The organism is Bacillus sp. FJAT-45066, assembly GCF_002335755.1.
Taxonomy (GTDB): Bacteria; Bacillota; Bacilli; order Bacillales; family Bacillaceae_I; genus Bacillus_CD; species Bacillus_CD alkalisoli.
In genome coordinates, this window is the sequence record NZ_NISQ01000001.1 from 896,919 (window position 1) to 911,100 (window position 14,182).

Consider the following 14,182-nt stretch of genomic DNA (forward strand, 5'->3'; position numbering starts at 1 on the left):
ATAACATGAATAAGATTGGAAAATGGATTCTTTTACTCCTAAGTGGTGTTGGTTTTTTTCTAGTTGGTTGGCTTTGGCCGAATGAAGAAATTTTGCCAAGTTTAAAGCATGTGGAGCCGTTTGTAGTAGAAGAAGTTGTTTCTGAACAAATATACAAGTTTGATAATGAGAAAGTAAAGTTAGTAGCTTTTTACTTTACCTATTGTCCCGATATTTGTCCAACTACGATGGTTGACTTAGCCCAGTTACAAGTTCGGTTAGAGGAAAATGATTTGTTAGGAAATAAAGTGGAACTCGTGTCGATTACATTAGATCCTACTAATGATACAGAGGAAGTAATCCAAAACTATGCGGAAATCTTTCAATCCAATCCTTCTGGGTGGAAGTGGTTAAGGGGGAGCGAAGAAGAAACGAGGAAAATAGCAAATGCATTCCAAATGCAATACCAAATCCAAGACGGAAAGGTAATTGCCCATTCTGTTAATATGTATCTGCTAGATAAGGAAAATATGATACGTGCCATCTATACTATGGCGAATGTAGGGAAACCGATGAATCTTGAAGGAATTATAAGAGACATGGAGCTTTTGAGTTCTGAGTTTAAGTAACTAAATGCCCGCCCCATAGTGTTAATGAATTTAACTTGGGGAGCGGGCACTTTTTTTTTACAATGTATTTATTTGTTAAACGTGGACCAATGTATGCTACACCAACTCCATAAAACCTATCCCGCAGCAAATTTAGTCAAGACTCCATTTGAAAATTGAAAATAATTATAATATAAACGCAACCCTACCTGATAATTAGCTTCGACACACAAAATTCAACTAATAACAAACAACCTCATCACCGGATAGTCCCTGGTGAAACTATAGTAGTTTGAACATCAACGACTACATTCGCATTTTTAAAAGCCTTATTCCATTCTTCTTTAGACCAATTTTTCGCATTTTTAATGTATACTTTTTTTCCTAAACTAAGTGGGTCAATTTCTAGTTCTTGAAATAGTTGGATTACTGTTTCTAGATTATTATTTAACTCTTCATTTATTTTTTGTTCAATTTCTATTTGATGTTGAACTTTATCGAATTTCATAGTACCCTCATAGTCCACAAGACTTCCTTTTACATTTAAGTTTAAGTGTATGGTTAAGTTTTCTAAATCACTATTAGTTACAAGCTTAAAGTCAGTATTTACAAACCGTAGGACTGCTATTTTATCATCCTGATAATTAACACTCATATCTGGTATTTTCTTTCTTTTTTTTAGTCCTTCAATCAGTTTTGCTTCTTCAGGGGTAATGGCTCTAATTAATTTATCTCCTTTGAATAGTGCTACTTTTGTAATTTTTACGCTGTCCTCTATTAATTCTAGATAGGGGGTAATAGGATCAGAAATTTGATCTGTATATTTATTTATAAATGAATGAACAGTAGAGAATGGATTAAAGGTAACAATGGTTCTAGGAGTAAGTAGTTCATTGAAATATATATTTATTTCGGGATTATTATTGTAAGGTTGAGAGAGTATATCTTCAACCGAACCTTTAACAACAGCAATTAAAACGTTAGACCCTACCAAAGGGTCGCGATAAAGATGTTCCAACATTTCAAATATGCCTATTTTAGTAGCGTATTCTTCACTAAACAAAATCACTCGTAATTGTGCTAGGGATAAAAGCTTATCCGATTGAGTGGAAACTTCTAAAACTGCTTGATGTGGTACTTCCACGATTGCTGTCCCCATTTGAGAAGACTCTTCTTCTCTAGATGGAGAAAGAGTAACCGTAACTTTGGCATGTTTTTCATCCACATAATCAAACCCCATAATTCCTACCATCCCTAAATCTTCTATCACAGGATATTCTACAGAAGGGTCATTACAACCAAAAAGAAGAGGAAAAATGAGAACTACAACAGCTAGAATTTTAAATTTTCTCACTGATTTCCGCTCCTTTTCTTCATCATACTTCTTAGATAGTAAGTAATAAGTAATAAAATCGGTAGTAAGAGTAAAATATAGCCGTAAAATACGCTCCATTCGGCAAATAGAAGAAGTTGCATCGGAAATGGAATGGGCCCATTCATCAAAAACCAAGAAGCAAACGCAACAACGTATAAGTGCCAAGTTCTATTTTTATGATTAGAGATGAAGGAATCTAGCGACTTCTTTGCTACCCATAAATATGCCGCTGCAGTAGACAATACTAGAAATACCCATAGTGAAGTTCCAAAAACTTCAATGCGCTCAACAAATGCTAATTTTACTGCCTGAAACAAGTTCAAAATAGGAAAAAGTAGATTATTTAATTGCCATTTTGAGAAATATACAACACTAGCTATTACGATTACCGTATATGTAGCGACCGTAATCCATATTCCAATGGAAGCATGAAGTAATGCTTTTCGTTTATTGATAATATTTGGATAAAAAAATGCAATGAGGCCAAAACCGAAATAAGATTGGAAACCTTGATGAATGCCTAGGCCCCAATCGGCCCAACTAACCTCAAAGGTAGGAATAAGATGTACAAAATCACCTGTCTGGAATGCCCACTTTAGGAAAAAGACCATCCATATTGTTGCAAAGAAGGAAAATATACAAAACCTAGCTATACCTACTATCCCACCTTGAGCAATAAGGATGAGTGGGATAAACAAGAGAATAGAAGTAACAAATAACGTGAAATGAGGTAGAATCACGGATTGTACTAGTCGCAAATAGGTATGACTAACGGTGGCCACTTGGATTACGCCGTAGAGTAAAATAATAAGTTGAATAAGTTTTCCTAACCATTTCCCCCATACTTTTTCCACAATTTTCAAAAAATGATCTTGTGGAAATTTACTACATAATATAATGATGGGCACTAAAAGAATATTAGCGATAATTCCAAGGATAATTGGAACAAGCCAAGAGTTATACCCTAAAACACTAACCTCATTTGGCAACGAAAGCAAACCAATACCAATCATGATATTTTGGACTAAAAATATTACATGATATTGATCGAGCTTCTCAATTCGCTCCTTGTTCATAACCCTTACTCCTCATCTAATGGTCTAATCAAGTCTTTCTTTGCTCTCGAAATACCAGGTCTTTTAATAATGTAATTTACAGGTACGCGTATGATACTATTTAATAAATCCGACCATTTTCTTGGTATTACCGGGGAAAAATAGGATGAACCAAGTGAAGTTAAACTTAGCAGATGATTCATAAGCCAGGCAAGAGTTACAAATTGTCCAAACATCCCGAATAATCCAGCTGTAATGATAAATAAATAACGAATAACTCGAATCGCATTACTCATTAAGAAGTTAGGCGGAATAAAGGATAGTAATGCAGATGTTGCAACTAATACAATTAAAATATTACTTGCTAAACCGGCTTCTACAGCAGCTGTTCCAATGACAATACCACCTACGATACCAATTGTTTGTCCGATTTTTGTAGGCATTCTAGAACCGGCTTCCCGTAAAATTTCAATGACCAACTCAATAATTAAAACTTCCAAAATGGGTGGAAAAGGAACTTTTGCTCGAGAATCTGCTATTATAGTCAGTAATTGAGGCGGTAGCATAGATGGATGAAAAGTTAAAACGGAAACATAAGTGGAAGTTAATAAGATAGAGAGAAAGAATCCAGCTACTCTTATTGTTCGTAACAACGTTGCAGTTGTCCATCGATTATAAGAATCTTCCGGAGAAATAAACATTTCTAAAAAAGTAGCCGGTAAAATAGCCGCCTCAGGACTCCCGTTTAACATCACCAGTATTTTCCCATTTAACAATTCGTTCATTGCGTTATCTGTTCTTACTGTTATGCCGAATTGTGGAAAAGGAGAGAAAGGCTTGTCCTCTAATAATTGCTTTAAGACAGGCATACCAATAAAACCTTGATATTCTATGTTGTTCAGTCTTTCCATTACCCTTGCTACATTTTCATCGTTCGCAATATTTGCCATATACATGATTGTGACGGAATTATTCGTTTCCGTTCCGAGGAAGATGGTTTTTGACTTAAGTTGAGTGGATCTAATTCTTCTTCTTAAAAGAGATATATTCGTTTCAATCGATTCTATAAAAGCATCTTGAGGCCCTAAAATAGTCGTTTCATTTTCTGGAGCTGTTATCGAACGTTCTGTCACACTAAATGTAGGGACTACCCAAATCTGTTGAGTTGTTTCAGCAAACACAACTGTGGAACCACTTGCAATATCATGTAATAGTTCCTGGATTGTTTCGGAAGAAAACGATCTATACTTATTTAACGTAATATGCACTTCATTAAGTAAAGTGGCTTTGTTCAAAGGGTCAATTAGAAGGTCATCAATTCTCATCACATCAACTAATGTAGATAAATAAAATAGAGTGATTGTTTCATCTTCAACAAAAATTTCCTTTTGAACTAAGTCATGTATATCTTTCAAATGAAGAAGTAATAACTCTTTTGTAACCGCTTCATCCGATGATACATTACACTTCTTATTAGAGGTTAGTTTCTCGGACAAAATACTAACTTCCCTTCATTTCATACTAAAAATATAGATGCTACCCTGAAAAGAAATTGAAACGGTATTATATGTTGATGATAGCAAGAGGAACTCGCTTTCCGCGGGTGGTCAAAAGGAAGGTTATTTTCACTGTCGTGAAAAAAACTACTCCTCAGCGCTTTCTTGCCTGCGGGGTCTCCCTTGACGCACTTCTCCCGCAGGAGTCTCGCACCTCGTGCTATCATCAACTTGTTTGGGATACGATTTCAGAAAGCTTTTCTAACTTTTCATTTCCTATACTACTAATTTTTAACTTGTATGTAGTTCTAGTTTTTTATGTGTGGAAGCTCATTAATTCTTTTATGAATCTTCAAAACATATGCAATAATAACGGAACTAAATATACTAGATAAAATGGCACTTCCAACTCCCATCCAAATAACCATTAATAATTTTCCTTTATAGTCTGCAAACATAAAAAAACCACCCCATAAATTTAATAATGTTAGATTATACAGAAATTATAAAAATATACAAATGAACTTAGGGGATAGGGAATTTAACCCAAACGTGCCTAGGTCTTAAGTAAACTCCAAATAAATTATTATACAATAGGAAATTCTTAGTCTTCGTAACTTTATATGTATAAAGAAACTCAAAAAATTTATGCATTAGAAATTAGAAGAACTTTACATAGAAAATAATTTGGTTGGCTATCATAAAAAAGTCTATATTTTAAAAGAGGATTTTTCAAAACAAGGTAAATTTTGGAACAGGATGTTGGCTCAAATGGATCAATGGAACTGTCCCAAAAATTCACGGGAGGTTTAAGATGGATAAATTCACCCATAGTACTAGAATTACTTCCACAGAACTAGCTAATCTTTGGTCACAATACATAAACGATAGTTTGTCCCGATGCATGCTTCGCTATTTTATTCACAATGTTCAGGATAAAGATATAGCGGCTGTCTTGAGGTATGCGCTTAAGTTATCGGAGAGTCATCTTGAAAAAGTAGAAAGTATTTTAACAAATGAAAAATTTCCAATCCCCAAGGGCTTTACAGATGAGGATGTTAAAGAAGATGCTCCGGCATTATTTACTGATACTTATTTAATTGTGTATATTCACGTTATGGCGATACATGGATTAACAAGATATGCCGGTGCTTTAGCTTCCACTGTAAGAGCAGATCAAAGAAAATATTTTATGAAAGTAATTTCCGAAACAATGGAACTGCATGATATGGCAACTGAAACCCTTTTAAATAAAGGAATTATTTCTAAACCGCCAACTTTTAACAACCATCAATCAGTTGAATTTATAAGTAAACAAAAATTTTTAACTGGTTGGTTTGGAAAACGTAGACCAATCTCTGCATTAGAAGTTAGTGGTGCTTTTCTTAACATGAAAAAAACAATGTCAAAATCGGTTTTAGAATTAGGTTTTAGTCAAGTGGCTCATTCGAAAGAAGTTCGCAAATATATGGAAAGAGCTAGGCATTTATGTAATAAACATTTTGAAGTTCTAGCATCCATGTTAAAAGAGGACAATCTACATATTCCGAGTACTTACGATACAGAAGTTACGGATTCTACTATTGCTCCTTTTTCCGATAAACTGATGTTGTACTTAGTTGCCAGCTTACTTTCTTCAGCTATTGGGTATTATGGAGAAGCGATGTCTATGTGTCAACGATTGGATTTATCGGCACACTACGCTAAAATGATTGCTGAAATAGGAATATTGGCAGAAGATGGTATGAACCTTCTTATCGATAATGAATGGATGGAACAACCACCAATGGCAACTGACCATGAAAAATTAGCAAAAAAGAAATAATATTAGGCGGATGTAGAGGGAGAAGAAGGGATTTTAGTACCCCTAAGTACTTATGAACTATCAATCTGTCGCTCAGTAAACAAAGAAAAAAGCATTAAATTGCTATGCAATTCAATGCTTTTATTCGTGCGGGGACAAACACTATTTTGAGAAACCATCAACCTATGAATAGATGGATGCGTGCTGATGGGAGTGTAACTTGGTGAAAATTCCATTTTTGTTGGCAAGCAATTCCGCATGAGTTCCATCTTCTACGATACCATTCTCGTTCACTACTAGAATTCTGTCGGCATTACGTATCGTTGCCAATCGATGTGCAATAACTAGTGTCGTACGATTTTTAGCAAGTTCTGTCAATGCTTCCTGAATAATAGATTCTGTTTCTGTATCTAATGCAGACGTTGCTTCATCCAAAATGAGAATGCGTGGATTTTTCAAGAACATACGAGCAATAGACAAACGCTGCTTTTGTCCACCAGACAGCTTCAATCCTCTTTCACCAATTTGAGTATCATACCCATCTGGTAAGGAAGCAATCAATTCGGTAAGGTGGGCACGTCTACATGCCTCTTCCATTTCCTCTTGTGTTGCGTCCAACTTTCCATAAGCGATATTTTCTCTTAAAGTACCTGTAAATAGAAACACATCTTGCTGTACAATTCCGATATTAGAACGAAGAGATTCTTTTGTCATATCTCGAATGTCCATTCCATCTATTGTAATAGAACCTTCTTCCACGTCATAGAAACGAGGGATTAACGAGCAAATCGTCGTTTTTCCAGCTCCAGAAGGTCCGACAAATGCAACAGTCTGGCCAGCTTTAATAGAAAAACTTAACTCACTTAAGATAGTTCTATTTTTATCATAGCCAAAGCTCACATTATTAAATGCAATATTCCCATTTAATGCGGGAACTTCTATAGCATCCGGACGGTTCTCAATATCTGGTTGTTGATCCATTAACTCTGTGAATCTCTTAAAACCAGCCATTCCTTTTGGATATAACTCTAGTAATGCACTAATTTTATCAATTGGCTTAAATAACACGTTTATATATAGAATAAACGCCACTAATTCACCGTAAGTCAATGCACCCGAAAAGCTTAGCCAAGCTCCATAAACTAATATAACTAAAGTCATGAGGCGAGTCGTGATGTAAATTCCTGATAAATTCACACTCATCACTTTATAAGCTTTTAATTTTGAAGCACGGAAGAATAGATTGTTTTCATCAAAGCGCTTCTTTTCATATTCTTCATTTGTAAAAGATTGAACAACACGTGCGCCTGAAACGCTATCTTCCACTCTAGCATTCACGTCCGCAATATTTCCGTACATCTTCGTCCATGCTTGATTCATTTTTATGTTGGAGTAAGAAATAAGCCATACGAGAAACGGAACAATAATAATCGCAACAAGTGCAAGTTTAGTATTGATGACTAGCATAATCCAAAACGCACCGATAAAGGTCATAATAGCAATAAACAAATCTTCAGGTCCGTGATGAGCAAGCTCGCCAATATCCATCAGGTCGTTCGTAACCCTACTCATAACGTGGCCTGTTTTTGTATTATCAAAAAAGGTAAACCCTTGGCGCTGCACGTGATAAAATAATTCCCTTCTCATATCTGTTTCAATATTAATCCCAAGCTTATGTCCCCAATAGTTGACGACAAACTGCATACTGGAGCTTAATAGATAAAGAGTAAGTAATCCAGCACTAACTGCAAGTATCGTACTCCAATTTCCGTCAGGAAGTAGACTGTCAATAAACCAGGACACTGCTAGAGGAAAACCAAGCTCTAATAAACCAACAAAAACCGCACACACAAAATCAATGTAAAAAAGCTTTTTATGTGGCCTGTAATAACTAAAAAAACGTTTTATCATAAAAGGCACCCCCAAAGTAACTATTAAATTTTAGTTGAAAAGAGAAAAATTAACAATAGAAAAATTTCTAAAATTATGAAAAGGGGGAGTTGGTTTGCTTTCATAAAAAAAGCTGTTGAGTTAGCTTCAACAGCTTTTAACATGAAGTTATAACAAATAATTATAATTAACTCTTGCTTCAGAAATAATGAAGACTTTATCGTTTTTTCGCTCCACTTTCACACTAAATTTATTTGGATTTCCTAACACATGTATTTCAGCATGAGGTGTCATCTCAAGGTGATCGAGAAAACGTGTTCTAAACTTTACATACGATTGCTTTCCTAATTGAAAACGAACAAGTAGTTTTTTATGTTTTTTCTCACAAAAAAGCGCTTCATGTAAATGTTCATCCGTTAATTCTTTCCCAATTAAACCGTTTAATCTTTCCGTAATATCTCCATTTTGAATCATAATTCTCTTACCTTCCTTTATATATAACTTTCCAAGATAATTATATCATGTGGATTGTTTCTGTTTACACCATAATTCTAAATATAGATAATTTAATACTAATGCCTGTTGATTTCGTGCAAGGCTGATATATTAATAAATAAGTATTTTAATTTTTTTAAAAATAATGATACACTATGAATAGGTTAAAATGAATTCAAATTGGTGTGTGCCTAAGTACTGCTTGGCAGACGACAGGGGTTATAGTAGGTACGCCTACATCCTTTTTGTAAATCATCTTAGGGGATAAGGAAGGTAGAAATGAGTAGCAGACAAACAAATTCAGACGTTATCTTAATTGGTGCTGGTATCATGAGTGCGACTTTAGGGGCTATGTTAAAAGAATTAGCACCAGACTGGAACATAAAAGTGTTTGAAAAGCTTGAACGTGCAGGAGAGGAAAGTTCTAATGAATGGAACAACGCAGGAACTGGACATGCTGCATTATGTGAGCTGAACTACACGAATGTAAAGCCAGACGGCACGGTTGATATTAGCAAAGCAATAAAAATAAATGAACAATTTCAAGTGTCGATGCAATTTTGGTCATACCTTGTTGAAAACAAGTTGATTAAAAATCCACAAGATTTTATTAAACAATTACCTCATATGAGTTTAGTACAAGGGGAGCTGAATGTTTCTTTCTTGAAAAATCGATTTGAAGCGCTTTCACGTAACCCTTTATTTGCTGGAATGGAATATACCGAAAATCCAGAAACGCTAGAGGAATGGGTCCCGCTGATTATGCAAGATCGGAAACAAAAAGTACCTATTGCGGCTACTAAAATTGATACAGGTACAGACGTCAACTTCGGCGCATTAACGCGTATGTTGTTTGACCACTTAAACAAAAAAAATGTTGAATTAAATTACAACCATAGCGTAACTGGTATAAATCGTACTAGCGACGGCAGGTGGGAGTTAAAAGTAAAGAACCTTGCTACTGGTACAGTTGAACGTCATACGGCAAAATTCGTCTTTATCGGAGGCGGGGGAGGAAGCATCCATTTACTTCAAAAATCAGGTATCCCTGAAGGAAAAGGTATTGGAGGATTCCCAGTTAGCGGTATTTTTATGGAATGTAAAAATCCAGAAATTATCGCTCAGCATCATGCAAAAGTATACGGAAAAGCAAAAGTTGGTGCTCCACCGATGTCTGTTCCGCATCTTGACACACGCTTTATCGATAATAAAAAATCATTACTATTCGGACCTTTTGCTGGATTTACACCAAAGTTCTTAAAAACTGGTTCTATGTTTGATTTAATCACTTCCGTTAAGCCGAACAATGTGATAACAATGTTAGCAGCTGGTGCAAAAGAAATGCCATTAACGAAGTACTTGATTCAGCAAGTGATGTTATCGAAAGAACAGCGTATGGAAGAACTTCGCGAATTTATCCCGAACGCCAAAAGTGAAGATTGGGATTTAATTGTAGCCGGACAACGTGTACAAGTAATAAAAGATACAGAAGCTGGCGGCAGGGGAACACTTCAGTTTGGAACAGAAGTAATTACTGCTGAAGATGGCTCGATTGCAGCATTACTTGGAGCTTCTCCAGGAGCTTCAACAGCCGTATCTGTAATGTTAGAATTAATGGAAAAATGTTTCCCGGAATATATCCATTCTTGGGAACCAAAGATAAAAGAGATGATTCCTTCATATGGCTTGTCATTAATGCATGAGCCTGCACTCATTGAAGAAATTCATGCAACAACTTCAAAAACGCTTGGATTCACAGGCAAAAGGTCTGCAACACTTAAAAGAAAAGCAAAAATGTTACAAGAAGCATAAACTGCCAATCTGGCGGTCTATGCTTTTTTTTGATTTCATCCGGTTCTTACACATTGTTTCTCTTATTTGAAGTATAATAAACATAGTCAGATTTTGAAGTATGATGTAGAAGTCGGATAAATTATAATAAATGAGGTAAGTAGATGAACAAAAGTTTTGAAATGTATGGATTAAGTGAAGAAATTAGCAGAGCACTTAATGTGCTGAAATATACAACACCAACAGAGGTCCAATCTGAAGTAATCCCAAAAGCATTGGAAAAGAACGACCTAGTTGTAAAATCACAAACAGGAAGTGGAAAGACAGCTGCGTTTAGTATTCCGGTTTGTGAATTAATTGATTGGGAAGAAAGAAAACCACAAGCATTAATTCTTACCCCAACTCGTGAGCTTGCCGTTCAAGTGCGGGAAGACGTAACAAACATTGGTAGGTTCAAACGAATAAAAGCGATGGCGGTGTATGGTAAAGAACCGTTCGCCAAACAAAAAGAAGAATTAAAACAAAAAACACATGTAGTAGTAGGTACACCTGGTCGGGTAATGGATCATATTGAACGAGAAACACTAGTCTTAGACGAAATCAAATATTTAATCATAGACGAAGCAGACGAAATGCTAAACATGGGCTTTATTGATGATGTGGAAGCTATTATTTCTAAAATCCCATCAAACAGAGTTTCCATGTTGTTTTCAGCAACTTTACCAAGTGACGTAGAAAAATTATGCAGTAAGTTCATGAGAAATCCTATTCACATTGAAATTGCTTCTACCGGAATCACAACAAACACAATCGATCATCGTTTAATAGAAGTGAAAGAGGCCGATAAAATTGCGCTTTTAAAAGACATTACCGTTGTCGAAAATCCAGACAGTTGTATCATTTTCTGTAAAACAAAAGAAAACGTCGATACTGTTTTTATGGAATTAGAAAAAGCGAATTACTCTTGTGAAAAACTGCATGGTGGACTGGAGCAAGAGGACAGATTTGCTGTTATGAATGGTTTTAAAATGGGGAATTTCCGCTATCTTGTTGCAACAGATGTAGCAGCTAGAGGAATTGACATTGATAATGTAACGATTGTTATAAACTACGACGTTCCAATGGAAAAAGAAAGCTATGTTCACCGTACCGGGAGAACTGGCCGTGCTGGTAATAAAGGAAAAGCAATTACTTTTGCAACACCTTACGAAAATAAATTTGTCAAAGCAATCGAGCGATATATCGGCTTTGAAATCCCTACAATGGAAGCACCTGAAGCTCAAGAAGTTTCAAAAGGACAAGCTGCATTTGATGAAAAAATTAGTGGTCGCCGTGTGGTGAAAAATAATAAAACAGCACGAATCAACAAAGATATAACAAAACTACATTTTAGTGGTGGGAAAAAGAAGAAACTCCGACCAGTTGACTTTGTTGGAACAATCACAAACATTCCTGGTATTAATTCCGATGACATCGGAATCATTACCATTCAAGACTCCATGACATATGTCGACATCCTGAACGGAAAAGGTTCACTAGTCATTCAAGCAATGCAAGATTTAACGGTCAAAGGAAAGAAACTGAAAGTAAGCAAGGCAGTTAAATAATAATACTTTTTAGGACCTGACCTACGGTTTATTCATACACTGTGGGTCAGGTCCCATTTTCTGTTTGCTACTCTTCATAAAAAATCCTTCTCGAGGAGGGACTAACACCTGTCCGCGATTTCGCATTTCTGTTAAGATAGAAATCAGGTAATTGGAGGGGTTTATACTTGAACATGATGTTAGATAAAATGAGAAAAATAACATACATACAAATTACGTTGTACACGTTTTTAGCAGTCTGCTTTGTTGCGTCTATTGTTTTCGTTTACAATAACCATTCGTTTTATGAACAACCGATTGCAAAAGTGCTAGAAGTGGAAGTAGAAGATACGAAGGAAACGATGGACATGTTTGGGAATGAGGATGTTTTACATAATCAAAGAATCATAGCGGAAGTGTTAAACGGAGAGGAAAAAGGTCAGTTTATTACGTTCGTTAATGAATATTCTACATCTGGTGCGTATGACAATCCGTATAAGGTTGGTCATGAAGTGTTTGTAAATATAGATTCGAAGGTTGATGAGAATTCAGGCTTAACTGGTACAATATCTGACCTGAAACGTGATAAACATCTTATGATTATTGCTTGGATATTTATTTTCATGCTACTTATTGTTGGGAAAAAACAAGGACTGTATTCTATTTTAACTTTAGGGATCAATGCTGTAATTTTATCTTACACGTTAGATGTCTATTTAAGTAGGCCACATTGGAACTTAGTATTAATTGCTGGAGTGAGTGTACTCTTCTTTACGGTTATTTCCTTTTTGTTCGTAAACGGCTTTAATGAAAAAACGTATGCAGCCATTATAGCGACATTAGTAGCAACATTCGTATTAATCGTTATAGCCTATCTCGTCATTTGGTTAAGTAACAGTCAAGGGCTACGTTATGAGGAAATGCAATTTTTAACCCGAAATCCAGAAATGATTTTTCTCGCCGGTGTGTTAGTTGGATCACTTGGAGCAGTAATGGATGTTGCCATTACGATGTCTTCTTCCATCTTTGGATTGTATGAAAAAAACAACCAAATCTCGGTAGAAGCGTTGAAAGCTTCGGCGATGGATATTGGCAAAGATATTATGGGAACGATGTCTAATATTTTGTTTTTTGTATACATAAGTGGTTCCATCCCAACGCTTGTATTGTATATGAAAAATGACATTATGTGGAGTTACATGTTTACAATGAATCTCTCACTGGATATAGCAAGAGCACTAGCCGGTGGAATTGGCATCGTCCTTACAATCCCAATTGGTATGTATATCACGATTTTCTTTATTAATAGAATGAGGGCAACACAATGAATGTGTTAATCGTATTATCGCTAATTTTATTTATATTAATGGTGCTTATTGGCGGAAAAAAAGGGGCCAGGTCGTTTATTGCATTGTTTTTCAACTTTGTTGTGCTCTTTTTTGCGGTTCTCTTTATGACCGACCCAAATGCCAATCCAATTGTGTTAATTTTAATTGCATGTACGTTGATTAGTTGTGTGAATTTGTTCTTTATTAATGAAGTAAATATAAAAACAATAACTGCTTTTATTTCCACAATCGTTACGTTCATTATACTGTTATTTTTTATCGTACTAGTGACGGAGAGTACCATGATTCAAGGCTTTGGAGTAGAAGAAATTGACGACTTTAGCACGTTTTCTCTTTTTATTGGCATTGATTTTATGAAGCTGGCAGTCGCGGTAATCATTACGAGTACGATTGGTGCGATTGTAGACATTGCTATCTCAATCTCCTCTCCGATGCGCGAAATAGCTTTTCACAATCCGAAGTTGGGAAGGAAAGAATTATTCCATTCAGGTATTAGTATAGGTAGGGACATTTTAGGAACAAGCACAAATACGTTATTCTTCGCGTTTTTTGGTGGATACTTGGCATTACTTATCATGTTTAAAGACGTTTCTTACTCGTTTGGGCAAATAGTCAATTCCAAAGTATTTAGTGCAGAAATGCTAACAATCCTCGTTGCAGGAATCGGCGTAGCGCTTACTATACCGATAACGGCTATAATTACGGCGTTTGCGTTGGTAAGGAAATAGATGGTTTGAGGGCAACCAACCAAAAA

12 protein-coding genes are annotated in these 14,182 nt (G+C 35.7%); 6 read left to right on the forward strand and 6 right to left on the reverse strand.

All coding sequences use genetic code 11. From position 1 onward, the window contains the following. Window positions 1-5 precede the first annotated feature (5 nt). Window positions 6-608 carry an SCO family protein gene (locus CDZ92_RS04535; RefSeq protein ID WP_096153919.1) on the forward strand — a complete coding sequence of 201 codons (603 nt, stop codon included), beginning with the start codon at window positions 6-8 and terminating at the stop codon, window positions 606-608. Window positions 609-846: 238 nt separating this feature from the next. Here the strand turns inward: CDZ92_RS04535 and CDZ92_RS04540 are convergent, their stop codons facing one another. The 4 genes from CDZ92_RS04540 to CDZ92_RS19845 all read right to left on the reverse strand — a co-directional run bounded on the left by CDZ92_RS04540 (window position 847) and on the right by CDZ92_RS19845 (window position 4,971). Then, the gene (locus CDZ92_RS04540) at window positions 847-1,941 is read right to left on the reverse strand and encodes a Ger(x)C family spore germination protein (RefSeq protein WP_176483710.1); all 1,095 of its coding nucleotides are present in this window, start codon (window positions 1,939-1,941) and stop codon (window positions 847-849) included. Continuing rightward, the gene (locus CDZ92_RS04545; protein ID WP_096153922.1) at window positions 1,938-3,038 is read right to left on the reverse strand and encodes a GerAB/ArcD/ProY family transporter; all 1,101 of its coding nucleotides are present in this window, start codon (window positions 3,036-3,038) and stop codon (window positions 1,938-1,940) included. Before CDZ92_RS04545 ends, CDZ92_RS04540 begins: the two co-directional genes overlap by 4 nt. Window positions 3,039-3,043: 5 nt before the next feature. Further along, on the reverse strand, window positions 3,044-4,513 hold the full coding sequence (locus tag CDZ92_RS04550; protein ID WP_176483711.1) for a spore germination protein: 1,470 nt from the start codon (window positions 4,511-4,513) through the stop codon (window positions 3,044-3,046). 308 nt (window positions 4,514-4,821) lie between these two features. Continuing rightward, window positions 4,822-4,971, reverse strand: coding sequence for a hypothetical protein (locus tag CDZ92_RS19845; protein ID WP_176483712.1), 150 nt, complete (start codon window positions 4,969-4,971; stop codon window positions 4,822-4,824). A gap of 356 nt (window positions 4,972-5,327) precedes the next feature. On the opposite strand from CDZ92_RS19845, the gene CDZ92_RS04555 reads away from it, so the two are divergent. Then, window positions 5,328-6,338: a DUF3231 family protein gene (locus CDZ92_RS04555; RefSeq protein WP_096153924.1), complete on the forward strand. Its 1,011-nt coding sequence runs from the start codon at window positions 5,328-5,330 to the stop codon at window positions 6,336-6,338. A 162-nt stretch (window positions 6,339-6,500) separates the two neighbouring features. Here CDZ92_RS04555 and CDZ92_RS04560 read toward each other — a convergent pair whose 3' ends face one another. After that, window positions 6,501-8,228, reverse strand: a complete 1,728-nt coding sequence (locus tag CDZ92_RS04560) for an ABC transporter ATP-binding protein (protein WP_096153925.1) — start codon at window positions 8,226-8,228, stop codon at window positions 6,501-6,503. Between the two features lie 147 nt (window positions 8,229-8,375). After that, window positions 8,376-8,681 (reverse strand): hypothetical protein, encoded by a 306-nt coding sequence (locus CDZ92_RS04565; protein ID WP_096153927.1) that lies wholly within the window; start codon window positions 8,679-8,681, stop codon window positions 8,376-8,378. Window positions 8,682-8,981: 300 nt separating this feature from the next. On the opposite strand from CDZ92_RS04565, the gene CDZ92_RS04570 reads away from it, so the two are divergent. The 4 genes from CDZ92_RS04570 (at window position 8,982) to CDZ92_RS04585 (ending at window position 14,156) form a co-directional block, all read left to right on the forward strand. Then, complete coding sequence (locus CDZ92_RS04570) at window positions 8,982-10,514, forward strand: malate:quinone oxidoreductase (RefSeq protein WP_096153929.1); 1,533 nt, start codon at window positions 8,982-8,984, stop codon at window positions 10,512-10,514. A 143-nt stretch (window positions 10,515-10,657) separates the two neighbouring features. Further along, window positions 10,658-12,100, forward strand: coding sequence for a DEAD/DEAH box helicase (locus tag CDZ92_RS04575; RefSeq protein ID WP_096153931.1), 1,443 nt, complete (start codon window positions 10,658-10,660; stop codon window positions 12,098-12,100). A 167-nt stretch (window positions 12,101-12,267) separates the two neighbouring features. Then, a complete protein-coding gene (locus tag CDZ92_RS04580) occupies window positions 12,268-13,407 on the forward strand; it encodes a YibE/F family protein (protein ID WP_441296491.1) in 1,140 nt (379 codons plus the stop codon). Continuing rightward, entirely contained in the window at window positions 13,404-14,156 is a 753-nt protein-coding gene (locus CDZ92_RS04585; protein WP_096153933.1) for a YibE/F family protein, read from the forward strand. The genes CDZ92_RS04580 and CDZ92_RS04585 overlap by 4 nt, the downstream gene beginning before the upstream one ends. Window positions 14,157-14,182 lie beyond the last annotated feature (26 nt).